The sequence below is a fragment of the Zeimonas sediminis genome, assembly GCF_023721795.1.
Lineage (GTDB): Bacteria > Pseudomonadota > Gammaproteobacteria > Burkholderiales > Burkholderiaceae_E > Zeimonas > Zeimonas sediminis.
Genome location: NZ_JAMQYE010000001.1, coordinates 387,397 through 412,660, shown reverse-complemented (window position 1 = coordinate 412,660; position 25,264 = coordinate 387,397). Strand labels below are relative to the sequence as shown.

The window sequence follows — 25,264 nt, the reverse complement described above, 5'->3', positions numbered from 1 at the left end:
TAAGCTCCGGCGAGCCGATCAGCTCGCCTCGCGGCCCGATGCCGCGACGCTGGATCCGCCCGGTCCCTGCTCGACATCGGGTGTCCGCGGCTCGACGCCGGTCGCATGGCGGGGCGCGGCGGCGAGCGACACCGCATCGGCCGGCGCCGCGCGCTCGTCGCTCTCGATGCGGCCGTCGCGAAAACGCACGATCCGCGACGCGAAGCGCGCGACCTCGGCCTCGTGCGTGACGAACACCACCGTCTGTCCGGCCCGGTTCAGGGTCTGAAGCAGCGCCATCACCTCGAGCGAGGTCCGGGTGTCGAGCGCGCCGGTGGGCTCGTCGGCCAGCAGGAGCAGCGGGTCGTTGACCAGCGCCCGGGCGATCGCCACTCGCTGCTGCTGGCCGCCCGACAGCTGGGCGGCGGTGTGCTCGAGCCGGTCGCCGAGCCCGACCTGCTCGAGCCGGGCGCGGGCGCGGCGCTCGCGCTCGGCGCGTCCGACGCCGGCGTAGAGCATCGGCAGCGCGACGTTGTCGATCGCCCGGGTGCGCGCCAGCAGGTTGAACTGCTGGAACACGAAGCCGATGCTGCGGTTGCGGATCGCGGCGAGCGCGTCGTCGGACAGGCCCGTGACCTGCTGCCCGTCGAGCCGGTAGCTTCCCGAGTCCGGCGTGTCGAGGCAGCCCAGCACGTTCATGAAGGTCGACTTGCCCGAACCCGACGGCCCCATGACCGCCACGCATTCGCCGCGCGCGATCTCGAGCGACACGCCGTCGAGCGCCCTGACCTCGCCCGCCCCGATCCGGTAGGTCTTGACCAGGTCGCGGACCGCGATCAGCGCAGCCGGCATCAGAACATCCGCAGCGCGGGCCGGCCGCGGCCGGTCGCCGGCTGCAGGCCGACGATCACCTGCGCACCCTCGGCGAGCTCGGGGGAATGCACCTCGGTGCTGGAGCCGTCGCCGAGGCCGGTCCGAACCTCGATCGACCGCGGCTCGCCGTTTTCCAGCAGCCACAGGCGCGCGCTGCGGCCGCGCGCCCCGCCTTGCCCCGTAGCGCCGCTGCGGGCGCCCTGCCCCGCCTCAGCCGTGTCGCGATCGGTGAGGCCGGGGATGCGCAGCCGCAGCGCCGCATTGGGAACCTTCAGCACCTCGTCGCGCCGCTCGGCGACGACCCGCACGTTGGCGGTCATGCCGGGCAGCAGCAGCCCCTCGGCGTTCGAGAAGGTGACGATCACGTTGTAGGTGATCACGTTCTGCACGTTGGTCGCGGCCATCCGCAGCTGGGACACCGTGCCCTCGAAGCGGCGCCCGGGATGCGCGTCGACGGTGAAGCTCGCCTTCTGGCCGACCTCGATCCGGCCGATGTCGGTCTCGTCGATGCTGGTGTCCACCTGCATGTCGCGCAGGTTGCGGGCGATCACGAACAGCTCGGGCGCCTGCAGGCTGGCGGCCACCGTCTGCCCGGCGTCGACCGAGCGCTTGATCACCACGCCGTCCACCGGGCTGCGGATCACGGTGCGGTCGAGATCCACCCGGGCTGCCGCCACCGCCGCCTCGCGCTGCCGCACCACCGCCTCGGTGTTGCGCCGCTGGGCGATCGCGACCTCGATCGCCGCCCGGCCCGCGGCGAGCTCCTGCTGCTGGGCGCGCACCAGCGCGGCCGCGCGGTCGACCTCGGCGGTCGAGATGAAGCCGCGCTGCGCGAGGTCGCGCTTGCGATCGAGGTCGCGCCGCGACTCGTCGAGGTTCACCTCGACGCGGGCGAGCTCGGCCCGGCGCGCCTCGATCTGGGCCTGCTGCACGGCCACCTGCGCCCGGGTCGCGAGCAGATCGGCCTCGGCCTGGGCGAGCCGGTGCCGGAAAGTCTCCGGGTCGATTCGCGCGAGCACCTGGCCGGCGCGCACCTCGCTGTTGAAGTCGACCAGCACCTCGCGCAGCTGGCCGGAGATCTGGGAGCCGACCGACACGCTGCCCACCGGGTTGATCGTTCCCGACGCGCTGATCGTCGCGACGATCTGGCCTCGCTCGACGCTCGCCGTCCGGTACTGCGGGGCGACCTCGCCCCCGTTCTTCGTGAACCACCAGGCGCCGCCGGCCGCGAGAACCGCCGCGCCGAGGATCAGGCCTGCCACTCCAGTCTTGGTCATCGTCTGCGGTCGCGAATCGTCGAGTCGGCTTACCCGGGCTCAGCAGGCGGGGCCGTACATCAGGGGGCGCACGTCGCCGGGCAGATCGTCGCCGCGCCAGGCGACGACCTGGTCGGGGCGGATCAGCGTGTAGCGGCGCGGATAGAGGCCCTCCAGGCCGGCGGCCCGCGCCTCGTCGCCGTCGATCTGCAGGTGCTTCAAGCCTGGAACGTGGAGTGCTGGCACCGCCAGCCCTTCCCCGCCGGGCGCGTCGCGCACCGGTTCGCGCCCGTCGTGCGCGACCTCGAGCAGCGTGAAGCCGAAGCCGAACCGGTCGAACAGCGACGCGCCGTCGGGCAGCCACGCATGCGGCGCCCGCCCGCCAGGAATCGAGGTCGGCACGTAGGCATCCGCGCGATCCGGCGGCGGCGCCTCGCCGTCGGGCGCGACGATCGGCGAGCCGTCGTAGCGGGTGCCGAAGGTGATGCCCGGGATGTTGAACTCGGCCCTGGCGTGCGCGAGCAGCCGCTCGCCGGCCTCGCGGCGCAGCGTCTCGCCGCGCGGGCCCTCGTCCTCGAGCCCCTCGGCCGGCCGGTACAGGCCGATCGAGTCGGCGAAGCCGCGGGCGTAGCCGGTGTTGCGGATCGCGGCCGGCCTGCGCTCTGCCTCGTAGCTTTCGAGAAGCGCAGGCGGCGCGCCGTCGCGGATCACCGCGGCGAGCTTCCAGCCGAGGTTCACCGCGTCCTCGACCCCGGTGTTGTAGCCGAGGCCGCCGGTCGGCGTGAACAGGTGGGCGGCATCGCCGGCGAGGAAGACGCGGCCATCGCGCAGGCGTTCGGCGACCAGCGCATGTCCGGCGAGCCAGGACGAGCGCGACAGCAGCTCGACCCGGCAGCGGTCGCCGAGCGTCTCGAAGAACATCGCCTTCAGCATCTCGTCGTCGATCCGGTCCGGATCCTCGCCCTCGCGAAGCTGGGTGTGGAACACGAAGGCGTCGACCCCGTCGATCGCCGCCATGAAGCTGCGGCGACCGGCGTTGAAGGTCCAGTACATCCAGGCCGGCGGGCGGGCGATCCGCGCGTACAGGTCGGGCGAGCGGAAGTACATCGCCATCATCCTGCCGCCCATGAAATCACGCTGCACGCCGGTCTCGCCGGTCCAGCCGATGCCCAGCGCGCGGCGCACTCCGCTTCGGGCGCCGTCGCAGGCGACCAGCCAGGCGGCCTCGAAGCGCTGCGGCCCAGGGGCTTCCGTCGCGACGGAAGCCGACCCGGCCGACCCGGCGATGGCCGCCCCGGCGACCGGTTCCGCCGCCAGGACCACGGTGTCGCCCCGCTGCTCGAAATCGGCCAACCGCCAGCCGAAGCGAAGCGACACCGAAGGCAGCTTTCCCGCTTCGTCGAGCAGCACCCGTTCGATGAACATCTGCGAACCCCGGTGCGGCAACTCGGCCGCGCTCCAGGACCCGCCGAGCTGCCTGACGATCGCCCGGGCGTCGCGCGAGGACGGCAGCGAGAAACGCGCCAGCTCGTGCTTCGCGTAGCGGGTGAAGTAGCAGATGTCGGTCGGGTAGTCGGGCGGCAGGCCGGTGGCGCGGATCCGGTCGGCGAAACCCAGCCGGCGGTAGTGCTCCATGGTCCGCGCCTGCGTGGCGTTGGCCTGCGGGTGCGGCGAAGTGTCGGGCCGATCGTTGAGCAGCAGGGTTCGCACGCCGCGCCGGCCGAGTTCGATCGCCAGCATCAGGCCGACCGGACCGCCGCCGGCGATCGCGACCTCGAAGGTCGCTTCGGAGGGCGTGGCCATCAATCGCGCATGCCGGGCAGGGGGGGAACGGGCTGCGAAGACCGGATCGGCGCCTGCTGCGGCGCGGCCCGCAGGGGCGTCGCACCCTTCGCAGGCTGCAGCGCGCGCGACGGTTCGATCGGCGCCGGGGACTCCCGGCGAGAAGACGGCGTGGCAGGAGCCGGAGCCGCCGGTTCGATCGGCGGGACCGGCACGGCCAGCTCGCTCGGGGGCGGCAGCGCTTCCGCGGCAGGCGGCGACACCGGGCGGACCGCGACCCCGGCTGCGGCGCCGCCCGCCGGGGCCGGCGGCGCCGCGCGAGGTGCCGAAGCCGGCGGAGCCGCGCGAGGCGCCGGGGCTGTCGTGGCTGGCGCCGCCGGCGCGGCCTGCGGCTTCGGCTGAGCGGCCGGCGGCACGCCCTCCGCTTGCGCAGGCGCCGTCCGAGGCCGTTCGATCGTGCCGTAGCGGCGCTCGAACTCGGCCGCCCGCTCCTTGAGCCAGCGTACCTGTTCGGTCTCGCCATGCCGCTCCATGTACTCGATCGCGCCCAGTCCCGCCTCGTTGCGCTGGGTGGGGTCGGCGCCGGCCTCGACCAGCAGGCGGACCGCGTTCGTGTGCTTCTGGCGAGCGGCCATCATGAGCGGCGTCGTGCGGTTCGGAGACTGCGCATCGATGTAGGCGTTCTCGTCGAGCAGGAAGCGGATCATCTCTAGATGCCCCCCGGACGCGGCATAGTGCAGCGGCGTCCAGCCGGGCCGGTTGACCTCGGCGCCGCGTTGCACCAGCAGACGCGCGCTCGTCAGGTCCCCCTGCAGCGCGACCAGCATCAGCGCGGTCTCGTCGCCCCGGTTGGTCGCGTCGATCCGGGTGCCGGCCAGTCGCGCGAGGTAGGCGAGCGCCCTGGGGGAGCGCTCGCGCGCGGCAACGACGATCGCCGGCCCGAATTCCGGGTGGACCGCGTTCGCGCTCGAGCCACGCAGCATCTCGGTCTCCATCGCCTTCACGTCGTCGAGCCGGATCGCTTCCCAGAAACCCTGGGAGGCGGCCGGGCCGGAGGACTGCGCCCAGGCGGTGCCGACCCCGGGCAGCAGGCAGGCCGCGCAGGCGGCGACCAGCGCGAAGACGAGCGCGGACGCGATCGAGCGCCGCCGCACCGCTGCGGCAGCGCCGCCGGGCCGCGTCGGAGGGCAGCCGGAACGCCGATCGACAAGTCCAAGAATCGACATCAGAAATCTAGTTCAAGATCTTGAAAAGACGAAAATAATTTTCCGTCGTTCTCTCGGCAACCTGCGCGAGGGGCAAGCCCTTGAGCTCGGCGATCCGCTCGGCCACATAGCGGACGAAGGCCGGCTCGTTCGTCTTGCCGCGAAACGGCACCGGCGCCAGATAGGGCGAATCGGTCTCGATCAGCATGCGCTCGATCGGCACCCGGGCCGCCACCTCGCGCAGCGGCTCGGCGTTGCGGAAGGTCACGATGCCGGAGAAGGAAACGTAGAAGCCGAGGTCCAGTCCGGCCCTGGCGGTCTCCCAGTCCTCGGTGAAGCAGTGCAGCACGCCACCGCAGGCATCGGCGCCCTCTTCCCGCAGCAGGCGGATCGTGTCGGCCGAGGCCGAGCGGGTGTGCACGACCAGCGGCTTGCCGGTCTGCCGGGCCGCGCGGATGTGGGCGCGAAAGCGCTGCTGCTGCCGCTCGCGCAACCTGCGGCAGGCATCGGGATCGTCGCGCGGCTCGCGGTAGTAGTCGAGCCCGGTTTCCCCGATCGCGACGATCTTCGGGTGATCGGCGAGCCGGACCAGCGTCTCGGCATCGGGCTCCTCGGTGTCTTCGGAGTCCGGATGCACGCCGACCGACGCGTGCAGCCGCGCATCGCGCTCGGCCAGCGCCAGCACCCGCGGGAAGTCGGGCAGCGTGACGCTGATGCACAAGGCGCGGCCGACGTCGTTGGCGGCCATGTTCTCGAGGACGTCGTCGAGGCGCTCGGCCAGCCCGGGGAAGTCCAGGTGGCAGTGGGAATCTACGAACATCAGAGGCTATGGGTCGGACGATTGGCCTTCATCGCGCCGCCGAGCAGCGTCTCGATCCGGTCGCGGACCTGGGCGCCGGCCTCGTCCTTCGAGAACTGGATGCCCAGCCCCTGCTGGCGCCCCGGCGTGCCGGCCGGGGTGATCCAGACGACCTTGCCGGTGACCGGCATCCGGTTCGGGTCGTCGATCAGCTGCAGGATCAGGTAGATCTCGTCGCCGAGGCTGGCAGGACGGGTGGTGGGCACGAACAGTCCGCCCCCGTCGATGAAGGGCATGTACGCGGCGTACAGCGCCGCCTTCTCCTTGATCGACAGCTGGATGACGCCGGGCCGGGCGCCTCCGCCGATCGCGGTGTTCGGTGACGGTTCGTTGCTCATCGTGATCAGCCAGTCCTCGGTCGGCCGCGCTGCGGCACTGCCAGCGCGCGAAGGTAATCGAGCAGCACGTCCTCGAGAAGCAGGCGCGCGTTCAGCGGGTGCGAGGCCTCGCGCGGCAGCGCCCGGAGCCTGGCCTCGAGCCCGGCCAGGCGCTCCAGCGTCGTGCCGGCCGCCACGCGGCGCAGGCGCTCGACCCGGTCGACGTGCCGCCGCGGCAGAGCCCCGGCGCGCACCCTGGCGAGATCGGCCGCCCAGGTCTGCGCGGCGCCGGCCCAGTCGGGCGGCTCTACGCCGTTCAACGCATCGGCCGTCGCTACGATACCAGTCTCGGGCAGGCCGGCGAAGGCATCGACGACCCGCCTGTACACCGCGGCGTCGCCGTCCATCGCCAGGCGGCGCGCCTGGAGCGGTGCGCCGCCGGCCGCCGCGAGCCACAGCCCGGCCTGCTCGGTCGAGCCGCCGGTCTCGGCGACCAGCCACGCGAGCGCCTTCGCGGCCGGCGGCAGCGGCAGCGAAACCTTTCGGCAGCGCGAGCGGATCGTCGCCAGCAAGGCCGCCGGACGGCTCGCCACCAGGATGAAGCCGGTCTCGGGCGGAGGCTCTTCCAGGCGCTTGAGCAGTGCGTTGGCGGCCACCGCGTTCATCGCGTCGGCCGGATCGACGACGATCACCCTCTGCCCGCCCCGGTGCGCGCCGACGTCGAGGAAACCATCGAGCGCGCGCACCTGCTCGACCTTGATCTCGCGCGAGGCCTTGCCGCCGCGGCCCTTGCCGCCCTTTTCCGCGGCGCCGGGCGCCGGCTCCTCGCCGTCCGCGGCTGACCGCTCGTCGCCGGCGGGCGCCAGCAGCCTGAAGTCGGGGTGGTTGCCGGCATCGAACCAGCCGCAGGCATCGCAGCGCCCGCACGCGGCTCCGCTCGCCGCCGGGCTTTCGCACAGCCGCGCACGGGCCAGTTCCATCGCGAGCTCGGCCTTTCCGGTGCCGGCCGGCCCGCTCAGCAGCAGGGCGTGATGACGCCGGCCGCCGCTTCCGACCAGCCGAAGAAAGATTTCTTCATGCCACGGATAAATCATTCAATTTCCGATACTTGCGATGTCTTCTTCGAGTATTTTTCGAATATCCTCGATCGGCAGGCGGCCGTCGATCAGCCGGAAGCGCTCGGGCGCCTGCCCGGCGCGCCCCCGATAGGCCTCGCGAACCCGCTCGAAGAAGGCCTCGTCCTCGCGCTCGAAGCGGTCGGCGTCGCGCGCGGCCGCCCTTCGCTGCGCGGCCATGCCGGCCGGCAGGTCGAACAGGTAGGTCCGGTCGGGTTGCAGGTCGCCGTGGACCCAGGCCTCGAGCCACGCGATCCGCTCGGCCGGCCCGCGCCGCCCGCCGCCCTGGTAGGCCCAGGTGGAGTCGGTGAAGCGGTCGCAGACCACCCATTTCCCGGCCGCGAGCGCCGGCCGGATCAGCCGTTCGAGGTGATCGCGGCGCGCCGCGAACATCAGCATCAGCTCGGTGTCCATCGACATCGGCTGGGTCAGCAGCAACTCGCGCAAGCGCTCGGCGAGCGGCGTGCCGCCGGGCTCGCGGCTGCGGATCGCGTCGATCCCCCGGGCCTTCAGCCGCTCGACGTACCAGTCGACGTGCGTGCTCTTGCCGGCGCCGTCGATGCCCTCGAAGGTGACGAAGCGACCGCTCATGCCTTCCCGCGCCTTGCCTGCGCCTGCGCCCCGGCTCTCACTTGCGCCCCAGTTGGTAGCGGGCCACCGCCCGGTTGTGATCGGCGAGGTTGTTCGAGAACTCGCTGGTCCCGTCGCCCCGCGAGACGAAGTACAGCGCCTTGATGTCGGCCGGCGCGAGCACCGCCTCGATCGAGGCCAGGCCGGGCAGCGCGATCGGCGTGGGCGGCAGGCCGCCGCGGGTGTAGGTGTTGTACGGCGTGTCGGCCTGCAGGTCACGCTTGCGCAGGTTGCCGTCGAATCGATCCCCGAGACCGTAGATCGTGGTCGGGTCGCTCTGCAGCATCATGCCGATCCGCAGCCGGTTGACGAAGACCGCCGCGATCTTCGGACGCTCCTCGGGCTTGCCGGTCTCCTTCTCGACGATCGAGGCGAGCACCAGCGCCGCATAGGGGCTGTCGATCGGCAGGTCGGGCTGCCGTCGTTCCCAGGCCTCCGACAGCTTTCGCTTCATCAGCCGGTAGGCCTGGCGGTAGATCTCCAGGTCGCTCACGCCGGGCGAGAACCGGTAGGTTTCCGGCATGAACAGGCCCTCCGGGTGACTTTCCTCCGCGCCGATGCGCTTCAGGACCTCCGCGTCGGAAAGGCCCGCGGTGTCTCGCTGCAGCTCCGGATGCGCGTCGATCGCCGCGCGCATCTGCCGGAAGGTCCAGCCCTCGATGAAGCGGATCGTCTCGACGACCGTGTCGCCCGAGACCATCTTGTCGAGCAGCGAGTCGATCGTCTGCGGGGAAGCGAACTCGTAAGTGCCGGCCTTCAGCTGCCCGTCGAGCCCGCGCAGTCGGTAGCGCAGCAGCATCAGCGTCGGCGACACCTCGATGCCGCGCTCGCGCAGCGCCGCGGCCGCCGAGCGCACGTTCGCGCCCTTGGGCACCAGCACCCGCACCGCGCCCTCGGGCATCGGCACCGTGTGCCGCTCGAAGGCGTACCAGCCGGCCGCGAGCAGCGCGGCGACCGCCGACACGGCGAGGATCAACAGGGTCTTGAGTCTGGGCATCGGCGGGGAGGACTACGACAGCTCCCTATAATAAATCCTGACAGCAGGGCCACCACCGATGACCAGCATCCTGACCCCTTCCTACGACGAATCCGCGGTGCGCGACGCGATCGCGCAGTGCGGCGCGAGCTTTCGCGACGATCCGCACGGCCCGCAGGCCGAGTTTCCGACGCAACCGGCCGGCGACTCGCCTGTCGCCGCCGGCGACCCGTCCACCGCCGCCGGCGACGCGCCGGCCACTGCCCTCGCCGGGGTCGGCCGCGTCGCGCTGCTGGCCGACTGGGGGCTGGTGTCGGTCTCGGGGGCCGACGCGGTGAGCTTCCTGCAGGGCCAGACCACCAACGACGTCGCGGCGCAGGCTGCCGACGAGGTCCGCTGGAACGGCTACTGCACGCCGAAGGGCCGGCTGCTGGCAGCGGGCCCGCTCTGGCGCGACGGCGAGGCCCTTCGCTTCGCGGTGTCGCGGCCGCTCGCCGAGCCGTTGCGCAAGCGGCTGTCGATGTTCGTGCTGCGGGCCAAGGCGAAGGTCGAGGATGCGTCGAATGCGTTCGCGATCCTCGGGCTGACCGGGGAGCCGGCGGCCGACGCGCTGCGCGAGCTCGGCGTGGAGCCGCCGGCGCCGATGCGCTGCGCGAGCGCCGGCGATGGCGGGCCGCTCGCGATCGGTTTTCCGGCGGTCGGGGGCATCGGCCCCCGCTGGTGGCTGGTCGTGGCTTCGAACACGCTGGGCGAGACCTGGCGCCGGCTGGCCGCGCGGCTCGCCCCGGCCTCGTCTTCCTGGTGGCGCGCCGGCGAAATCCTCGCCGGCGAGCCGCGGATCGTGCCGGCCACCAGCGAGAGCTTCGTGCCCCAGTCGGTCAACTGGGAGCTGATCGGCGGCGTCAGTTTCCGAAAGGGCTGCTACCCGGGCCAGGAGGTTGTCGCCCGGATGCACTATCGCGGCAAGCCGAAGCGGCGCAGTTTCGTCTCCAGGCTGGCCGGCGAGCCGGGCTCCGCGCCCGCGCCGGGCGCCGACCTGCTGGTCGAGGGCGCAGCCGAGCCGGCCGGCATGGTGGTGGCCAGCGCCCCGGCGCCCGACGGGGCGGGCCTTGTCGTGCTGCACGAAGCGCTGATCGACGAGGCCCGGCAGGGACGGCTGCGCGCCGCCGACGGCCGCGCGCTGGAGCCCCTGCCGATGCCCTATCCGCTGCCGCTCGAAGCCGACGCGCCGGCCGCCGCCCAATGAACGAGGGCGCGGTCACGTCGGCGGGCGATGCCACGCGCGTGTCGGCGATGCTCTGGTTCCGCGCCGACCCCGCCAGCGACGAGGCGGTCCGCGGCGCCCTCGCCCGGGTCGTCGACGCGATCTCCCCGGACGCTGCCGCGCGCATCGGCCACCGGCACGACGAAGACCGTCCCTACCGGACCTGGATGCTCGACGCAGGGCCGGTGCCGGCCGAGCGCTACGACGCCCTGCTCTACCGCCTGCACAAGGCGATCGGCAGCGCCGGCCTGCCCTCGCTGATGCAGGGCGAGGCGCACGTCGAGTCCTTCGCATGGCTGGGCGGGGAGCGCTGAAGCGATGTGCCTGATCGGTTTCGCCTGGCTCGCCCACCCGCGCTGGCGGCTGGTGCTGGCCGGCAACCGCGACGAATTCCATGCCCGCCCCGCGGCGCCGGCCGCCTGGTGGCCGGACTCGCCCGGCGTGTTCGGCGGGCGCGACCTCGAGGCCGGCGGCAGCTGGCTCGCGCTCGACCGACGCGGGCGACTCGCCGTGGTCACGAACTTCCGCGAGCCCGGGGCCGCGCCGGGCCCGCGCTCGCGCGGCGAGCTGGTCGCCGGCTTCGTCGGCGCGAGCGAGGACATCGACGACTGGGCGAGCGCCGTGGCGGCGCAAGCCGGCCAGTGGTCGGGCTTCAACCTGCTGCTGTTCGATCTCGGCGGCCGGCAGGACTCTCGGGCGCCGCGAGCGCGCTACGTGTCCAATCGGGCATCGCACGTACCGGCCGCGATCGAACCCGGCGTGCACGCGGTCTCCAATCACCTGCTGGACACCGACTGGCCCAAGGTCCGCCGGCTCAGGGAACGGGTCGCCGCGTCGCTCGACGACGCGGCGACCGAGCGACCGCTGTTCGAGGCGCTGGCCGACCGCGCCATCCCCGACGACGCCGAGCTGCCCGACACCGGCGTCGGCCTGGCGCGCGAGCGGCTGCTCGCGCCGGCGCTGATACGCGGCGACGGCTACGGCACCCGGGCGTCCACGCTGGTGCTGGTCGGCCACGACGGGCGGGTCGAGTTCGTCGAGCGGACCTGGTCGGCCGACGGCGACGCTCCGGTGCGCGAATCGCGCGCCGCCTTCGCGCTGGACGAGCGCTGAGGATCGCGAGCGGAGGTCATCCGCTCGAGCCGCCCCCTTTCGGATCGCCCGGCCCCTCGGCCTGCGCCAGGGCTCGCCGCATCGGCAGGTGCGGGATGCCCGCGTCGTCGAAGACCGCGCCGTCGGGCTCGAAGCCGTGGCACCGGTAGAAGCCCTCGGCATGGCACTGCGCGCTCAGGCGCACCTGGGCGTGCCCGCGCTCGGCCGCCACCGCGACCAGCCGCTCGAGGATCTCGCCGCCCAGCCCCTGCGCCCGCCTCGCCGACAGCACCGCCATCCGGCCGATCCGGCCGTCCGGCAGCAGGCGCCCGGTGGCCGCCGGCTCGCCGTCGACGAAGGCCACGCAGTGCACCGAGACCGGGTCGTCCTCGTCCCATTCGAGCTCGGGCGGAATGCGCTGCTCGACGATGAAGACCGCGGTGCGCACCGCCGCCGCCGCGTCGCGCAGGCTCGCCCAGTCGCCGCAGCGGATCGTCGCCGCGGCAAGCGAAGCCGACTCGCCGGCCCCGGCGCGCCGCCCGGCCGCGGCCCGGTCCGGCGCCCCGCTCATTCGAGGATGTCGTCGTCGAAGCCGCCGAAGGCCCGTCGCAGCGCAGCGCAGGCGTCGTCGTGGGCGCGGCGGGCCGCAGGCACGAAGCCGGCGTGCTGGAAGAACGAGTGGATCATGCCCGGATAGTCGACCAGCTCGACCGGCACCCCGGCCTCGCGCAGCCGCTCGGCGTAGGCGAGGTCCTCGTCGTGCAGCGGGTCGAACTCGGCCGCCGCGATCCAGGCCGGCGCGACACCGGCGAGGTCCTTCGCCATCAGCGGCGCGAAGCGCCAATCGAGGCGGTCCTCCGGGCCGCGCAGGTACTGCGCGAAGAACCACTGGACCGTCTCGGCGTCGAGCAGGTAGCCGCTGGCGCAACGGCGGTGCGACCCGGTCTGCTGGTCGTGCGACAGCCCCGGATAGATCAGCAGCTGCAGCGCGAGCGGCCAGCCTCGGTCGCGGGCGTGGATCGCGCAGGCCGCCGCCAGCGTGCCGCCGGCGCTGTCGCCGCCCACCGCGATCCGGGCCGGGTCCACGCCCAGCGAGGCCGCCTCGTCGCGGATCCAGGCCAGCGCGTCGAAGGCGTCGTCGGCCGCGGCCGGGAACTTGTGCTGCGGCGCGAGCCGGTAGTCGACCGAGAAGACCAGGCAGTCGCCGCCTCGCGCCAGCACGCGACAGACCCGGTCGTGGGTGTCGACCGAACCGATCGTGAAGCCGCCGCCGTGGAAGTAGACGAGCGCCGGCCGCGGCTCGGCCCAGTGGTGCGGCCAGGGCGCGTACTGCCGCACGCGCAGCGTGCGGCCGGCCAGCGGCATCGGAAAGTCGACGACCTCGTGCAGCTCGGGCGCGACGATGTCCAGCGTGCCGGCGATCTTCTCGTAGTGGGCCCGCGCCGCGTCGGCGCCGATCTCGTGGAAGGCCGGTGCGTTCGCGCGCTTGGCCCAGAGCAGGATCTTCTCGACCTGCGGGTCAAGCGGCATCGTTCGCTCCGGGCCCCAGGCCCAGGAAAGCGCGGATCTCGGACACGACGCGCGCCGGCTGCTCGTGCACCAGCCAGTGGGTGGCCTCGGGCAGGCGAACGATCCTGAGCTCCGGCACCAGCGCGTCGAGCCCTTCGAGCAGCACCGGCAGCAGCGCGGTGTCCCCGTCGCCCCAGACCACCAGCGTCGGCATTCGCACGACGAAGGCCTGCGGGTCGAGCACGAGCCTGGCCGCGCCCTGCTCGGACTCGGTGGCCGGATGCAGCGGCGACGCGCGATACCAGTTGACCCCGCCTGTCAGCGCGCCGGGTTGCGACCACGCCGCGTGATAGGCCTCGCGAGTCGTCTCGTCGAACCAGGCCTGGCCGCCCAGCTTCAGGAAGAAGCCCTCCAGGCGCCTGAAGCCGTCTTCGGCGAGCAGCGCCTCGCTGCCGGGCCGGCGCAGCCAGTTCATGTACTGGGAGGCCTGGATCTGCGCAGGATCGGAGGCCAGCGCCTTCGCGAACGGCACCGGGTGCGGCGCGTTCAGGATCACCAGTCGCTCGACGATCTCCGGGTGCGCGATCGCGACCGACCATGCGATCGCGCCGCCCCAGTCGTGCGCCACCAGCACGCAGCGTTCGTGCCCGAGCGCGCGCACCAGGCCGGCCACGTCGGCGATCAGCTTGCCGGGCCGGTAGTCGGCCACCTCCGCCGGCTTGTCCGACAGGTTGTAGCCGCGCAGGTCGGGCGCGACCACGTGGAAGGCGTCGGCGAAGGCCGGCATCACGTGCCGCCACGCTCCCCAGAACTCGGGAAATCCGTGCAGCATCAGCATCAGCGGCTTCGACGCGTCGCCGCAACTTGCGTAGTGCAGCCTGACGCCGGGCTGCACCTCGGCGAAGCGGCCCGCGACGACCGGAAAGGCCCCGCCCGACGGCACCGGCGCGCTCATAGCTTCTTCACCGCCACGTCCTTCTTGAACGTGAACGGGTCGCTCGGGTTGCGCTGCGCGACGATGTCCTGCAGCCTCAGCTCGACCGAGGACAGGATCTTCGGATGCGTGACCACGTAGAAGCGGTTCTCGCGGATCGCGTCGAAGGTCATCTTCGCGACGTCCTCGGCGCTGACCCGGCCCGAGGTGACCGCCTTGTCCATCGCCGCCTGCGCGGCCTTCATCGACTCGGTGGGCTCGCCCTCGGCCTCGGCGCCGCCCGGCCGGTTGCGCTCGGAGCGGTTGATGTTGGTCGGCACGTAGGCCGGGCACAGCAGCGTCACGCCGATGTTCGCGCCCTTCAGCCGCAGGTCGTGGTACAGGGTCTCGGTGAGCGTGACCACCCCGTGCTTGCTGACGTTGTACACGCCCATCAGCTGCGTCGACAGCAGGCCCGCCACCGACGCGGTGTTGACCACGTGGCACTCGTCGCCCTGCTCCAGCATCATCGGCACGAAGCACCGCACCCCGTGGATCACGCCCCACAGGTTCACGCCGAGCACCCACTCCCAGTCGCGCGCCGAGTTCTCCCAGACCAGGCCCCCGGCGGCCACGCCGGCGTTGTTGAACAGCAGGTGGACCTTGCCGAAGGCCTCCTTCGTGCGCAGCGCCAGCCGCTCGACGTCCTCGGCCTTGCTGACGTCGACCCGCTCGGCGATCAGCTCCACGCCGCGCGCGCGCAGCTCGTCCGCGGTGGCTGCCAGCGCGTCGGGCTGGATGTCGGCCAGCACCAGCTTCATGCCGAGCGAGGCGCCGATCCGGGCGAACTCGCGACCGAAGCCGCTGCCCGCGCCGGTGATCACCGCGACCTTGCCTGCGAAATCCTTCATCGCGCGCTCCTCAGGCGTCGTAGCCGGGGTTGACCCGGTCCAGCTTGCGCAGCAGCGCCGGCCAGGCCAGCCCGCCCGGCGTCGCCTGACCCACGCGCTGCACGGTCAGGGCCTGGCCGACCGCGCCCATCACCTCGGGGGTAACGTTCACCAGCCCGGCACCGCCCGACTGGGCCATCACCTGGATCTGGCAGGCACGCTCGAGATTGAACATCGCGAGGAAGGCGTCGGCTACCGTGGAGCCGACCGTCAGCAGGCCGTGGTTGCGCAGGATGAAGTTCATGCTGCCGCCGAGGTCGGCCTGCAGCCGCGCCTTCTCGTCGTCGCGCACCGCGATGCCCTCGTAGTCGTGATACGACAGCGACATCAGCGCGATGCTCGCCTGCTGCGAGATCGGCAGCAGGCCCTGTTTCTGCGCGGCCACCGCCACGCCCGCCGGCGTGTGGGTGTGCAGCACGCAGACGACGTCCTCGCGCGCGGCGTGGATCGCGCTGTGGATCACGAAGCCGGCCGGGTTCACCGGATAGGGCGTGTCGATCAGCGGCCGGCACTCCATGTCCACCTTCACCAGCGAGGACGCGGTGATCTCCTCGAACATCATCCCGTAGGGATTGATCAGGAAGTGGTGCTCTGGGCCGGGAATCCGGGCCGAGATGTGGGTGAAGACCAGGTCGTCCCAGCCGTAGAGCGCCACCGCGCGGTAGCAGGCGGCCAGGTCAACGCGCAGCTGCCACTCCTCGGCGCTGACCTGCTCGCGGATCGTCTTCTGGGGGGCGTTCATCGAAATCTCCTCGTTGTCTGGTCTGGCATGCTGGGAAATGCGAGGCCGGCGTTGCCCGCATCGCGCTGCCGGCCTCGCCGGCTCAGGCGCGCTCCGGGCGCAGCGCCTCCGGAATCGAACCCCTCGGCGAGAACACCCGCCGCAGGGTCTGGCCGAACGGGCGCACCTCGGCCTCGTCGAGCAGGCCGCGCTCGCGCAGCAGGCGGTGCAGCGCGGGCAGCCGGTAGTGCGGCACGGCCGGATAGAGATGGTGCTCCACGTGGTAGTTGACGTGATGCGGGAAGAACACGGCGCGCACCAGCCAGCCCATCGGGCCGCGCCCGGGCAGGTTGGTGCGCGCGGCGCGCAAGGGCGAATCGTATCCGGCCGGCGCGCCGTGCTCGGCCACCGCGCGCATGCGCAGGATGGGCTGCAGCAGCGTGAGCAGCGGCAGCATCCACAGCACGAACCAGCGCGAGAACGCGGGCCAGCCGCCGAGCGCCGCGCAGGCGATCGGCGCGCCGACGTGGAAGCCCGCCACCAGCCAGCGATCGGAACGCGCCGCCTGCCGCAGCGCCGGCGACGTGTCGTTCAGCGGGCGCTGCGCCTCGTTGGTGTCCGAGTTGATCGACGGCGCCCCGAAGAAGTACGCGAAGGTCTTCGGCGCGGTCCAGCCGGTCAGGTCCACCGCGAGCTTCTTCAGCAGGTAGGCGCGCCCGCGCGGATAGCCGCCGTTCAGCGCGATGTCCGGATCCTGGCGCCCGTAAAGGTGGTTGTGGTGCAGGCGGTGCGTGACGCGGTAGGTGCACATCGACACGCCGCCCAGCACGCCGCACAGCCGCCCCACAGCATCGTTGACGCGGCGCGACGAGAACAGCCGATAGTGCGCGGCATCGTGGGCCAGCACGAACAGCGCGTGCTGCTGCGTGGCGATCACCGCCACGCAGGCCGCGACCACCCACCAGTTGCCCCAGGCGGCCAGCGCGATCGCGACCGCGCCGCCCGCGATCGCGAAGGTCTGCAGCACCGCGAGCGCCGAGCGCCGGTCGTCGAGCTCGAGGAAAGGCGCGAGCTCGTCGGCGCTCAGCAGGCGCCGCGTCGCGCGGCCCTGGACGGCCGCGCCGGTCGCGCCCCGCAGGTCCTCGCGGAACTCCTCGCCGCGGGTCCGCTCCGTCGTCGCTTCCATGACCTCGCCTCCCGTGGACATCGCCGGCCGCAGCCGCCGCTGCCCGAACGCGTGAAGGATCCTCTGCGAGCGGTCCGGTACCGGGGCCGCTCGCGCGCCGTCAGACCAGCTTGACCAGCTGCTTGCCGAAGTTGCGCCCCTTCAGCAGACCGATGAAGGCCTCGGGCGCCGACTCCAACCCCTGCGCGATCGTCTCACGATACTTCAGCGTGCCGTCGCCGACCAGTTGCGCGAGCTCCCGGCGCGCCTGGGGCCACAGCTCCATGTGCTCGGAAACGATGAAGCCCTGGACCTTCAGCCGGTTGATCAGGATCGAGCGGAACTCGCTGACCGGCATCGGATTGCCGTCGTAGCCTGCGATCAGCCCGCAGACCGCGATCCGGCCGAAGGCGTTCATCCGGCGCAGCACCGCGTCGAGCACCTCACCGCCCACGTTCTCGAAGTATCCGTCGATGCCGTCGGGCGTGGCCGCCTTCAGGTCGGCCCGCAGGTTGCCGGCCTTGTAGTCCACGCAGGCGTCGAAGCCGAACTCCTCGGTGACCGCCCGGCACTTGTCCGGCCCGCCGGCCACGCCGACGACCCGGCAGCCCTGCAGCTTCGCGAGCTGGCCCACCACCGAGCCGACCGCGCCGCTGGCCGCCGACACCACGATCGTCTCGCCGGCCTTCGGCTCGATGATCCGGTTCAGGCCGTACCAGCCGGTGATGCCCGGCATGCCGACGCAGCCGAGGAAGGCCTGCATCGGCACCTTGCCGGTGTCCAGCTTGAGCAGCGCGTTGCCGGGCGCCTTGCCGTACAGCTGCCAGCCGAGCATGCCGAGCACCTCGTCGCCGACCGCGAAGGCCGGGTTGCGGCTCGCGACGACCTTGCCGACCGTGCCGCCCTGCATCACCTCGTCGAGCTTCTGCGGCGCCGCGTAGGACTTCGCGTCGTCCATGCGCCCGCGCATGTAGGGATCGAGCGACAGGTAGTGGTTGCGCACCAGCACCTCGCCCTCGCCGATCTCCGGAACCGGCGTCTCGACCAGCCTGAAGTTGTCGGGCTTCACCTGGCCCTGCGGCCTGCTCGCCAGCAGGAACTGCTTGTTGGTCTCGGTCATGTGGTCTTCCTCTCTTTCAGGTACTTGAAGGTGCCGGTCGCGCGGGCCGACAGGTGCCCGTGGCAGTCGAAAAGGTCGGCCTCGCAGAAGGCCATCGACGCGGTCCGCTTCAGCACCCTGCCTTCGGCGCGGATCCGGCCGATCGCAGGGGCCATGAAGCTCGTCTTCATCTCGATCGTGATCAGGGTGCTGCGCTCGCCGCGCGAAGCGTCGGCCAGCGTGCTGCCGGCGCGCGCCATCGCCACGTCGAGCAGCGTCATCACCACGCCGCCGTGGGCCATGTCGAGCGAGTTGGAGTGATGCGGCTGCTGGTCGAGCACCAGCTCGGACCGCCCGGGGCCGAGGTCGCGCCAGAGCGCCCCGAGGTGGGCCAGGAAGGGAATCCGCGACAGCGGGCGGTACTCGGCGGACGCGGCCACGCCGGCGCCCGGCGCATCGGCGCCGGTCCGGTCTTCGGTCTCTTTCGTGCTGGAGGACATGATGTCGTGAGTTGCGTTTCGTGCCCGGTCAGAACCACTCGTCGCGCATCGCGAGCGTGGTGGTGTCCAGGGAGTCGAGCAGGTCGAGCATCGGGCGCACGCGCGGCAACTCCCAGCGCATGAACCAGCGGGCCGCCTGCAGCTTGCCGAGGTAGAAGTCGCGGTCGGCCGCGTGCGCGGCGTCGCCGGCGGCGGCCAGCGCGGCCTGCGCGACCAGCGCCTGCTCCAGCCAGGTCCACGCGACGACCCAGTGGCCGAAGGCCTCGAGGAACACGCTGGCGTTGGCGAGCGTGACGTCGAGGTCGCCGGCGCCGTAGAGCCGCGACACGGTCGCGGCGATCCGCTCGCCGGTCTCGGCGACGGCGTGGCCTGCGGCCAGCCATTCGTCGCCGGCCTGCGCGGCGCGCGCCACCGTCTCGTGCACCCGCCGCGCGAAGGCCGCCAGCAGCGCGCCGTCGTTCAGCCTCACCTTGCGGCCGAGCAGGTCCAGGCCCTGGATGCCGTGCGTGCCTTCGTGGATCGGGTTGAGCCGGTTGTCGCGATAGTGCTGCTCGACGTTGTAGTCGCGGGTGTAGCCGTAGCCGCCGTGCACCTGGATCGCCAGGCTGTTGGCCTCGAGGCACCACTGCGAGGGCCAGCTCTTGCAGACCGGCGTGAGCAGCTCGAGCAACGCGTGGGCGCGGCCGCGCTCGGCCTCGTCGGGGTGCGTGCGCTCGTCGTCGATCAGGCGCGCGCAGAACAGGTTCAGCGCCAGCGCCCCCTCGACCCACGCCTTCTGGGCGAGCAGCATCCGGCGGACGTCGGCATGCTCGACGATCGGCACCTGCGGCGCCGAAGGGTCCTTGCCCTGCGGCGGCCTGCCCTGCGGCCGGTTGCGCGCGTACTCGAGCGCGTGCAGGTAGCCGGTGTAGCCGAGCATCGTCGCGCCCAGTCCCACCCCGATGCGGGCCTCGTTCATCATGTGGAACATGCAGGCCAGCCCCTTGCCGGGCTCGCCGACCAGCCAGCCGATCGCGCCGGCCTCGCCGCCGGGGCGGAACCTGCCTTCGCCGAAGTTGAGCAGCGTGTTGGTCGTGCCGCGATAGCCCATCTTGTGGTTCAGGCCGGCCAGCACGACGTCGTTGCGTTCGCCGAGCGAGCCGTCGTCGTTCAGCAGCAGCTTGGGCACCAGGAACAGCGAGATGCCCTTGACGCCGGGCACCGGCCTGCCGTCCGGGCCCGGGATCTTCGCCAGCACCAGGTGCACGATGTTCTCGGACAGGTCCTGCTCGCCCCCCGAGATCCACATCTTGTTGCCGAAGAGGCGGTAGCTGCCGTCCGGCTGCGGTTCGGCGCGGGTGCGGATGTCCGAAAGCGACGAGCCCGCCTGCGGCTCGGACAGGCACATCGTGCCGAAGAAGCGCCCTTCCATCATCGGCCGCACCCAGCGCTCCACCTGCTCGGGCGTGCCGTGCGCGAGCAGCAGGTTCGCGTTGCCGATCGTCAGGAACGGGTAGCCGGAGGCCGCCACGCTGGCGCCCTTGAACCAGGCGAAGCAGGCCTTCTCGACCAGGCAGGGCAGCTGCATGCCGCCCAGTTCGTAGTCCTGTCCGGCGGCCATCAGGCCGGCATCGCAGAAGACCTTCAGCGCCGCCTTCAGCTCGGCCGGCGTGTGGACCCGCTCGCCGTCGAAGGTCGGCTCGTTCAGGTCGAGCAGCCGGTTGATCGGGTAGAAATGCTCGGTCGCGATCTTCTGGCAGGTGTCCAGCGCCGCGTCGAAGGTCTCGCGCGAGTGGTCGCCGTAGCGCTCGCGCTGCGCCAGCGACTCCGCGCCCAGCCACTCGTAGAGCAGGAAATCGAGGTCGCGGCGCGACAGGATCTTCGACGGAACGGGAATGCTGGCCTTGGCCATCGTGACTTGCCCGGGGTTGGGTGGCGGCTGAAAACGAAAACGGGGCCGGATCGCGGCCCCGCGGCGGACGGGGCCGAAACCGGGCCCCGCCGCTTGCGCGAGACCGATCAGGCGATCTCGAACAGGCCCGCAGCGCCCATGCCGCCGCCGATGCACATCGTGACCACCGCCCACTTGCCGCCGCGCCGCTTGCCCTCGATCAGCGCGTGGCCGGTGAGGCGCTGGCCGCTCACGCCGTACGGGTGGCCGACCGCGATCGCGCCGCCGTTGACGTTGAGCTTCTCGTTCGGGATGCCCAGCTTGTCGCGGCAGTACAGCACCTGCACCGCGAACGCCTCGTTCAGCTCCCAGATGTCGATGTCGTCGACCTTCAGGCCCGCCCGCGCGAGCAGCTTGGGCACCGCGAAGACCGGGCCGATGCCCATCTCGTCGGGCTCGCAGCCGGCGACCGCGAAACCGCGGAAATAGCCGAGCGGCTTCAGGCCCTTCTTCTCGGCCAGCTTCGCGTCCATCACCACGCAGGCGCCGGCGCCGTCGGAGAACTGGCTGGCGTTGCCCGCCGCGATCACCCCACCGGGCAGCGCCGAGCGGATCTGCGACACCGCCTCGTAGGTCGTGCCCTCGCGCCGGCCCTCGTCGTCGGCCAGCGTGACTTCCTTGGTGCCGAGCTGGCCGGAGGCCTTGTCGGCCACCGCCATCTTCACCGTGATCGGCACGATCTCGTCCTTGAACTTGCCGGCCGCGGCCGCCGCGCAGGCGCGCTGCTGGCTCTGCACGCCGTACTCGTCCATCCGCTCGCGCGGGATGTTGTAGCGCTTGGCCACCATCTCGGCGGTCTGCAGCATCGGCCAGTAGACCTCGGGCTTGGACTTCATCAGGCCCTTGTCGCGGATCATGTGCATGTTCATCTCGTTCTGCACGCACGAGATCGACTCGACGCCGCCGGCCACGTACACGTCGGCCTCGCCGGCGATGACCCGCTGGGCGGCCATCGCGATCGTCTGCAGGCCCGACGAGCAGAAGCGGTTGATGGTCACGCCCGACACGGTGATCGGGCAGCCGGCGGCCAGCGCGATCTGCCGCGCGATGTTCGAACCGGTGGCGCCCTCGGGGTTGGCGCAGCCCATCAGCACGTCCTCGACCTCGCCCGGCTCGATGCCGGCGCGCTCGATCGCCGCGCGCACCACGTGCCCGCCCATCGTCGCGCCGTGGGTCATGTTCAGCGCGCCGCGCCAGGACTTCGCCAGGCCGGTCCGCGCGGTGGAAACGATCACTGCTTCACGCATCTTGGATTCCTCTGTCTTCGGTGCCGCGGCGGCGCGCGCCGCGGCGTTCGTCGAATTTCGTTCCGTCCGGGGGCGCCGGTCAGCCGTTGAAGCTCTTGCCTTCGGCGGCGAGCTTCGCGAGCAGCGGCGCCGGCGTCCAGAACGACGGGTCGCCGTGCGGGTTGGCCGCGAAGTCCTGCATCCGGTTCACCACGTTGTAGAGCCCGTACATGTCGGCGTAGAGCATCGGGCCGCCGCGGAACAGCGGGAAGCCGTAGCCGGTCAGGTAGATCATGTCGATGTCGGACGCCCGCATCGCGATGCCTTCCTCGAGGATCTTCGCGCCCTCGTTGACCAGCGCGAACACCAGCCGGTGCACGATCTCGTCGTCGGACAGCTTGCGCGGGGTGACGCCGATCTCCTTGCGGTGCTCCTCGATCAGCTTGTCGACCACCGGGTCGGGGATCGCGTCGCGCTTGCCCGCCTCGTAGCGGTAGAAGCCCGCGCCGGTCTTCTGGCCGAAGCGGCCCAGTTCGCAGATCTTGTCGGCGATCTTCGGGTACTTCATGTCGGGGCGCTCGACGTAGCGGCGCTTGCGGATGTACCAGCCCACGTCGTTGCCGGCCAGGTCGCTCATCCGGAACGGGCCCATCGCGAAGCCGAACTTCTCGATCGCCTTGTCGACCTGCTGCGGGCTGGCGCCCTCCTCGACCATGTAGCCGGCCTGGCGGCTGTACTGCTCGATCATCCGGTTGCCGATGAAGCCGTCGCACACCCCCGAGACCACGCCGGTCTTGCGGATCGTCTTGGACAGCGCCAGCGTGGTGGCCAGAACGTCCTTGGCGGTCTTCTCGCCGCGCACGATCTCGAGCAGCTTCATCACGTTGGCCGGCGAGAAGAAGTGCGTGCCGATCACGTCCTGCGGCCGCTTCGTGAACGAGGCGATCTTGTTCACGTCCAGCGTGGAGGTGTTGGTGGCCAGGATCGCGCCCGGCTTCATCACCTCGTCGAGCTTCTTGAAAACCTGCTCCTTGACCGGCATGTCCTCGAAGACCGCCTCGACCACGATGTCGGCCTGGCCGATGTCGTCGTAGGACAGCGTCGGCGAGATCAGCGCCATCCGCTTCTCGACGTCGTCCATCGTCATGCGGCCCTTCTTCGCCGAATTCTCGTAGTTCTTGCGGATCGTGGCCAGGCCCCGGTCGAGCGCCTCCTGCTTCATCTCGAGCAGCTTGACCGGGATGCCGGCATTGACGAAGTTCATCGTGATGCCGCCGCCCATCGTGCCCGCGCCGATGACCGCCGCCGACTTGATCGGGCGCAGCGGCGTGTCGGCCGGCACGTCGGGAACCTTGCTGGCCGCGCGCTCGCCGAAGAAGGCGTGACGCAGCGCCTTCGACTCCGGCGTCTGCACCAGGTGCAGGAACAGCTCGCGCTCGCGCGCCAGGCTCTGCTCGAAGGGCAGCTTGACCGCGGCCTGGATCGCCTCGACGCAGGCGGCCGGCGCCGGGAAGTTCCGCGCCACCGCCTTGACCGTGTTCAGCGAGAACTGCAGGAAGGCCTCGGCGTCCTCGTGCGCGATCTTCAGGTCGCGCACCTTGGGCAGGCCGCGGTTCTCGGCGAGCGCCTTGCGCGCGAACGCGATCCCGGCCTCGACCACGTCGCCGTCGACGATCTCGTCGAAAAGCTTCGTGCCCTTGAACTTCTCGGACTTGATCGCCGCGCCCGACACGATCATGTTGGTCGCCATCTCGAGCGGCACCACGCGGGGCAGCCGCTGCGTGCCGCCGGCACCGGGCAGGATGCCGAGCTTGACCTCCGGCAGCGCGATCTGGGCGCCGGTGGCCGCCACCCGGTAGTGGCAGCCGAGCGCGAGCTCCAGGCCGCCGCCCATCGCCACGCTGTGGATCGCGGCGACGACCGGCTTGGCAGACGCCTCGATCGCGCGGATCACCGTGTGCAGCGTGGGCTCGGCCAGCGCCGCCGGCGTGTTGAACTCGCGGATGTCGGCGCCGCCCGAGAAGGCCTTGCCGGCGCCGGTGATGACGATCGCCTTGACCGCCGCATCGGCCTGCGCGCGGCGCAGGCCCTCGACGATGCCGGTCCGCAGGCCGTGGCCCAGGCCGTTGACCGGCGGATTGTTCATGGTGATCACGGCGACATCGCCGTGGATGGCGTACTGGGCTTGGCTCATGCGTGGGTCCCGAGTCAGGTTGAAGACGTGAATCCGATTCTCGACGGACTTGCCCGGTGAAAAACGAACGCCCGTTCGATTTATGGTCAAAAAAAAGCGGGTGCTGCGAAAACGCCGGGGTGTCCGCCTGCGCGAGCACCCCTCGACCTCTAGTGTAACGCGCCGAAAACGCGTCGCCGGCGATACACCGGCGTTCCGCGTTTCAGACCTCCAGCCACTCCTGCCGGATCCGGGCGTTGTCCCGGAGGTCCTGCGGCGTGCCCTCGAAAACGATGTGGCCGTGGCCCATCACGTACACGCGCTGCGAGATGTCGAGCGCGATCGCGAGCTTCTGCTCGACCAGCAGCACCGAGATGCCGCGGTTCTTCAGCTCCTGCAAGTACTCGCCGACCAGCTCGACGATCTTCGGCGCGAGGCCCTCTGTCGGCTCGTCGATCATGATGAGCTCCGGGTCGCCCATCAGCGTGCGGCACAGCGTCAGCATCTGCTGCTCGCCGCCCGACAGCACGCCGGCCTGCGTGTGCTGGCGCTCCTTCAGCCGCGGGAACATCCGGTACATGTCGTCGAAGCTCCAGCGGCCCGGCGCCCGGCCCTTCAGGCCGAGGATCAGGTTCTGCTCGACGGTCAGCGTCGGGAAGATGTCGCGCGCCTCGGGCACGTAGCCGAGCCCCTTGTGCGCGATCTGGTATGGCTTCAGGCCGAGGATGGTCTCGCCCTTGAACTTGACAGTGCCGGTGCCCTCGACCAGGCCCATGACGGTCTTGACGGTGGTCGAGCGCCCGACGCCGTTGCGGCCGAGCAGGCTGACGATTTCGCCCTTCCGCACGACCATGTCGACGCCGTGCAGCACGTGGCTCTTGCCATAGTAGGCGTGCAGGTCGTGGACTTCGAGAATCGCTTCTGACATGTTCGGCCCGCTTCAGGCTTCTGCGAGCGTGGTGCCCAGGTAGGCTTCCTGCACCGCGCGGTTGGACTTGATGCCGGCCGGCCGGTCGGTGGCGATCACCTCGCCGTAGACGACGACCGAGATCCGGTCGGCCAGGCCGAACACGACGCTCATGTCGTGCTCGACCATGACCAGGGTCTTGCCTTCGGTGACGCGCGAGATCAGCTCCACCGCGTGATCGGACTCCGAGCGGCTCATGCCGGCGGTGGGTTCGTCGAGCAGGATCACGTCGGCGCCGCCGGCGATCGTGATGCCGATCTCGAGCGCCCGCTGCTCGGCGTAGGTGAGCAGGCCGGCCTGGGTGTCGCGCCTGCTCTGCAGGCCGATCCGGGTCAGGATGTCCTCGGCCCGCTCGGCCGCGTCGACGAGCCCGGCCAGCCGGTGCCAGAACGAGTACCGATAGCCGAGCGCGTACAGCGTGGCGCAACGGATGTTCTCGAAGACCGACAGCCGGTGGAAGATGTTGGTGATCTGGAAGCTTCTCGACAGCCCGCGCCGGTTGATCTCGAAGGGCTTGAGGCCGGTGATGTCCTGGCCGTTCAGCTCGATGCTGCCCGAGCTGACCGGGAAGCGCCCGGAGATCAGGTTGAACAGCGTCGACTTGCCCGCGCCGTTGGGCCCGATCACCGCATGGCGCTCGCCCTTGCGGATGTCGAGGTTCACGCCGCGGATGATCTCGGTCTTGCCGAAGCTCTTGCGGACGTCGGTCAGCTTCAGCGCGGATTCGCTGGAAATTTCTCTCATCGGATCGTGCCTTCGTCGG

25 protein-coding genes are annotated in these 25,264 nt (G+C 71.3%); 3 read left to right on the top strand and 22 right to left on the bottom strand.

What is annotated here, in order from left to right:
- Positions 1-18: 18 nt before the first annotated feature.
- From M6I34_RS01905 to mltG, 9 genes are all read right to left on the bottom strand, one after another.
- Entirely contained in the window at positions 19-831 is an 813-nt protein-coding gene (locus M6I34_RS01905; protein ID WP_272484028.1) for an ABC transporter ATP-binding protein, read from the bottom strand.
- On the bottom strand, positions 831-2,129 hold the full coding sequence (locus tag M6I34_RS01900) for an efflux RND transporter periplasmic adaptor subunit (RefSeq protein ID WP_272484027.1): 1,299 nt from the start codon (positions 2,127-2,129) through the stop codon (positions 831-833). The genes M6I34_RS01905 and M6I34_RS01900 overlap by 1 nt, the downstream gene beginning before the upstream one ends.
- 39 nt (positions 2,130-2,168) lie before the next feature.
- Positions 2,169-3,911: an FAD-dependent oxidoreductase gene (locus M6I34_RS01895; protein WP_272484026.1), complete on the bottom strand. Its 1,743-nt coding sequence runs from the start codon at positions 3,909-3,911 to the stop codon at positions 2,169-2,171.
- Positions 3,911-5,044 (bottom strand): ankyrin repeat domain-containing protein, encoded by a 1,134-nt coding sequence (locus M6I34_RS01890; protein WP_272484025.1) that lies wholly within the window; start codon positions 5,042-5,044, stop codon positions 3,911-3,913. Before M6I34_RS01890 ends, M6I34_RS01895 begins: the two co-directional genes overlap by 1 nt.
- Before the next feature lie 79 nt (positions 5,045-5,123).
- Positions 5,124-5,915 carry a TatD family hydrolase gene (locus tag M6I34_RS01885; protein ID WP_272484024.1) on the bottom strand — a complete coding sequence of 264 codons (792 nt, stop codon included), beginning with the start codon at positions 5,913-5,915 and terminating at the stop codon, positions 5,124-5,126.
- Positions 5,915-6,292, bottom strand: coding sequence for a PilZ domain-containing protein (locus M6I34_RS01880; protein ID WP_272484023.1), 378 nt, complete (start codon positions 6,290-6,292; stop codon positions 5,915-5,917). The genes M6I34_RS01885 and M6I34_RS01880 overlap by 1 nt, the downstream gene beginning before the upstream one ends.
- 5 nt (positions 6,293-6,297) lie before the next feature.
- A complete protein-coding gene (gene holB / locus M6I34_RS01875) occupies positions 6,298-7,365 on the bottom strand; it encodes a DNA polymerase III subunit delta' (protein WP_272484022.1) in 1,068 nt (355 codons plus the stop codon).
- Complete coding sequence (tmk, locus tag M6I34_RS01870; RefSeq protein ID WP_272484021.1) at positions 7,366-7,977, bottom strand: dTMP kinase; 612 nt, start codon at positions 7,975-7,977, stop codon at positions 7,366-7,368.
- 37 nt (positions 7,978-8,014) lie between these two features.
- Positions 8,015-9,013 (bottom strand): endolytic transglycosylase MltG, encoded by a 999-nt coding sequence (gene mltG, locus M6I34_RS01865; RefSeq protein WP_272484020.1) that lies wholly within the window; start codon positions 9,011-9,013, stop codon positions 8,015-8,017.
- A 58-nt stretch (positions 9,014-9,071) separates the two neighbouring features.
- On the opposite strand from mltG, the gene ygfZ reads away from it, so the two are divergent.
- The 3 genes from ygfZ to M6I34_RS01850 are packed head-to-tail and all read left to right on the top strand — an operon-like array spanning position 9,072 to position 11,369.
- Positions 9,072-10,238: a CAF17-like 4Fe-4S cluster assembly/insertion protein YgfZ gene (gene ygfZ / locus M6I34_RS01860; RefSeq protein ID WP_272484019.1), complete on the top strand. Its 1,167-nt coding sequence runs from the start codon at positions 9,072-9,074 to the stop codon at positions 10,236-10,238.
- Entirely contained in the window at positions 10,235-10,570 is a 336-nt protein-coding gene (locus tag M6I34_RS01855; protein ID WP_272484018.1) for a hypothetical protein, read from the top strand. The genes ygfZ and M6I34_RS01855 overlap by 4 nt, the downstream gene beginning before the upstream one ends.
- Positions 10,571-10,574: 4 nt before the next feature.
- The gene (locus M6I34_RS01850) at positions 10,575-11,369 is read left to right on the top strand and encodes an NRDE family protein (RefSeq protein ID WP_272484017.1); all 795 of its coding nucleotides are present in this window, start codon (positions 10,575-10,577) and stop codon (positions 11,367-11,369) included.
- A 16-nt stretch (positions 11,370-11,385) separates the two neighbouring features.
- On the opposite strand, the gene M6I34_RS01845 is transcribed toward M6I34_RS01850, so the two are convergent.
- The 13 genes from M6I34_RS01845 to M6I34_RS01785 form a co-directional block, all read right to left on the bottom strand.
- Positions 11,386-11,919, bottom strand: a complete 534-nt coding sequence (locus tag M6I34_RS01845) for a GNAT family N-acetyltransferase (protein ID WP_272484016.1) — start codon at positions 11,917-11,919, stop codon at positions 11,386-11,388.
- On the bottom strand, positions 11,916-12,878 hold the full coding sequence (locus M6I34_RS01840) for an alpha/beta hydrolase (RefSeq protein ID WP_272484015.1): 963 nt from the start codon (positions 12,876-12,878) through the stop codon (positions 11,916-11,918). The genes M6I34_RS01845 and M6I34_RS01840 overlap by 4 nt, the downstream gene beginning before the upstream one ends.
- Positions 12,868-13,812 carry an alpha/beta fold hydrolase gene (locus M6I34_RS01835; protein ID WP_272484014.1) on the bottom strand — a complete coding sequence of 315 codons (945 nt, stop codon included), beginning with the start codon at positions 13,810-13,812 and terminating at the stop codon, positions 12,868-12,870. Before M6I34_RS01835 ends, M6I34_RS01840 begins: the two co-directional genes overlap by 11 nt.
- Positions 13,809-14,681: an SDR family oxidoreductase gene (locus M6I34_RS01830; RefSeq protein WP_272484013.1), complete on the bottom strand. Its 873-nt coding sequence runs from the start codon at positions 14,679-14,681 to the stop codon at positions 13,809-13,811. Before M6I34_RS01830 ends, M6I34_RS01835 begins: the two co-directional genes overlap by 4 nt.
- A gap of 10 nt (positions 14,682-14,691) precedes the next feature.
- Entirely contained in the window at positions 14,692-15,462 is a 771-nt protein-coding gene (locus M6I34_RS01825) for a class II aldolase/adducin family protein (protein ID WP_272484012.1), read from the bottom strand.
- Positions 15,463-15,544: 82 nt separating this feature from the next.
- Complete coding sequence (locus M6I34_RS01820) at positions 15,545-16,627, bottom strand: fatty acid desaturase family protein (RefSeq protein WP_272484011.1); 1,083 nt, start codon at positions 16,625-16,627, stop codon at positions 15,545-15,547.
- Between the two features lie 100 nt (positions 16,628-16,727).
- Complete coding sequence (locus M6I34_RS01815; protein ID WP_272484010.1) at positions 16,728-17,726, bottom strand: NADP-dependent oxidoreductase; 999 nt, start codon at positions 17,724-17,726, stop codon at positions 16,728-16,730.
- Positions 17,723-18,205 carry a PaaI family thioesterase gene (locus tag M6I34_RS01810; RefSeq protein ID WP_272484009.1) on the bottom strand — a complete coding sequence of 161 codons (483 nt, stop codon included), beginning with the start codon at positions 18,203-18,205 and terminating at the stop codon, positions 17,723-17,725. Before M6I34_RS01810 ends, M6I34_RS01815 begins: the two co-directional genes overlap by 4 nt.
- Positions 18,206-18,233: 28 nt before the next feature.
- On the bottom strand, positions 18,234-20,096 hold the full coding sequence (locus tag M6I34_RS01805) for an acyl-CoA dehydrogenase (RefSeq protein WP_272484008.1): 1,863 nt from the start codon (positions 20,094-20,096) through the stop codon (positions 18,234-18,236).
- Between the two features lie 107 nt (positions 20,097-20,203).
- Entirely contained in the window at positions 20,204-21,382 is a 1,179-nt protein-coding gene (locus tag M6I34_RS01800; RefSeq protein ID WP_272484007.1) for an acetyl-CoA C-acyltransferase, read from the bottom strand.
- 79 nt (positions 21,383-21,461) lie between these two features.
- Positions 21,462-23,555, bottom strand: coding sequence for a 3-hydroxyacyl-CoA dehydrogenase NAD-binding domain-containing protein (locus M6I34_RS01795; protein ID WP_272484006.1), 2,094 nt, complete (start codon positions 23,553-23,555; stop codon positions 21,462-21,464).
- Between the two features lie 202 nt (positions 23,556-23,757).
- Positions 23,758-24,462 (bottom strand): ABC transporter ATP-binding protein, encoded by a 705-nt coding sequence (locus tag M6I34_RS01790; RefSeq protein WP_272484005.1) that lies wholly within the window; start codon positions 24,460-24,462, stop codon positions 23,758-23,760.
- Between the two features lie 12 nt (positions 24,463-24,474).
- Positions 24,475-25,245 (bottom strand): ABC transporter ATP-binding protein, encoded by a 771-nt coding sequence (locus M6I34_RS01785; protein ID WP_272484004.1) that lies wholly within the window; start codon positions 25,243-25,245, stop codon positions 24,475-24,477.
- Positions 25,246-25,264 lie beyond the last annotated feature (19 nt).

What these genes read in the sequence shown, in the direction of transcription:
- M6I34_RS01905 (WP_272484028.1), bottom strand. Translation starts at nt 831, where the DNA reads ATGCCGGCTGCGCTGATCGCGGTCCGCGACCTGGTCAAGACCTACCGG.
- M6I34_RS01900 (WP_272484027.1), bottom strand. Translation starts at nt 2,129, where the DNA reads ATGACCAAGACTGGAGTGGCAGGCCTGATCCTCGGCGCGGCGGTTCTC.
- M6I34_RS01895 (WP_272484026.1), bottom strand. Translation starts at nt 3,911, where the DNA reads ATGGCCACGCCCTCCGAAGCGACCTTCGAGGTCGCGATCGCCGGCGGC.
- M6I34_RS01885 (WP_272484024.1), bottom strand. Translation starts at nt 5,915, where the DNA reads ATGTTCGTAGATTCCCACTGCCACCTGGACTTCCCCGGGCTGGCCGAG.
- M6I34_RS01880 (WP_272484023.1), bottom strand. Translation starts at nt 6,292, where the DNA reads ATGAGCAACGAACCGTCACCGAACACCGCGATCGGCGGAGGCGCCCGG.
- holB (WP_272484022.1), bottom strand. Translation starts at nt 7,365, where the DNA reads ATGATTTATCCGTGGCATGAAGAAATCTTTCTTCGGCTGGTCGGAAGC.
- tmk (WP_272484021.1), bottom strand. Translation starts at nt 7,977, where the DNA reads ATGAGCGGTCGCTTCGTCACCTTCGAGGGCATCGACGGCGCCGGCAAG.
- mltG (WP_272484020.1), bottom strand. Translation starts at nt 9,013, where the DNA reads ATGCCCAGACTCAAGACCCTGTTGATCCTCGCCGTGTCGGCGGTCGCC.
- ygfZ (WP_272484019.1), top strand. Translation starts at nt 9,072, where the DNA reads ATGACCAGCATCCTGACCCCTTCCTACGACGAATCCGCGGTGCGCGAC.
- M6I34_RS01855 (WP_272484018.1), top strand. Translation starts at nt 10,235, where the DNA reads ATGAACGAGGGCGCGGTCACGTCGGCGGGCGATGCCACGCGCGTGTCG.
- M6I34_RS01850 (WP_272484017.1), top strand. Translation starts at nt 10,575, where the DNA reads ATGTGCCTGATCGGTTTCGCCTGGCTCGCCCACCCGCGCTGGCGGCTG.
- M6I34_RS01845 (WP_272484016.1), bottom strand. Translation starts at nt 11,919, where the DNA reads ATGAGCGGGGCGCCGGACCGGGCCGCGGCCGGGCGGCGCGCCGGGGCC.
- M6I34_RS01840 (WP_272484015.1), bottom strand. Translation starts at nt 12,878, where the DNA reads ATGCCGCTTGACCCGCAGGTCGAGAAGATCCTGCTCTGGGCCAAGCGC.
- M6I34_RS01835 (WP_272484014.1), bottom strand. Translation starts at nt 13,812, where the DNA reads ATGAGCGCGCCGGTGCCGTCGGGCGGGGCCTTTCCGGTCGTCGCGGGC.
- M6I34_RS01830 (WP_272484013.1), bottom strand. Translation starts at nt 14,681, where the DNA reads ATGAAGGATTTCGCAGGCAAGGTCGCGGTGATCACCGGCGCGGGCAGC.
- M6I34_RS01825 (WP_272484012.1), bottom strand. Translation starts at nt 15,462, where the DNA reads ATGAACGCCCCCCAGAAGACGATCCGCGAGCAGGTCAGCGCCGAGGAG.
- M6I34_RS01820 (WP_272484011.1), bottom strand. Translation starts at nt 16,627, where the DNA reads ATGGAAGCGACGACGGAGCGGACCCGCGGCGAGGAGTTCCGCGAGGAC.
- M6I34_RS01815 (WP_272484010.1), bottom strand. Translation starts at nt 17,726, where the DNA reads ATGACCGAGACCAACAAGCAGTTCCTGCTGGCGAGCAGGCCGCAGGGC.
- M6I34_RS01810 (WP_272484009.1), bottom strand. Translation starts at nt 18,205, where the DNA reads ATGTCCTCCAGCACGAAAGAGACCGAAGACCGGACCGGCGCCGATGCG.
- M6I34_RS01805 (WP_272484008.1), bottom strand. Translation starts at nt 20,096, where the DNA reads ATGGCCAAGGCCAGCATTCCCGTTCCGTCGAAGATCCTGTCGCGCCGC.
- M6I34_RS01800 (WP_272484007.1), bottom strand. Translation starts at nt 21,382, where the DNA reads ATGCGTGAAGCAGTGATCGTTTCCACCGCGCGGACCGGCCTGGCGAAG.
- M6I34_RS01795 (WP_272484006.1), bottom strand. Translation starts at nt 23,555, where the DNA reads ATGAGCCAAGCCCAGTACGCCATCCACGGCGATGTCGCCGTGATCACC.
- M6I34_RS01790 (WP_272484005.1), bottom strand. Translation starts at nt 24,462, where the DNA reads ATGTCAGAAGCGATTCTCGAAGTCCACGACCTGCACGCCTACTATGGC.
- M6I34_RS01785 (WP_272484004.1), bottom strand. Translation starts at nt 25,245, where the DNA reads ATGAGAGAAATTTCCAGCGAATCCGCGCTGAAGCTGACCGACGTCCGC.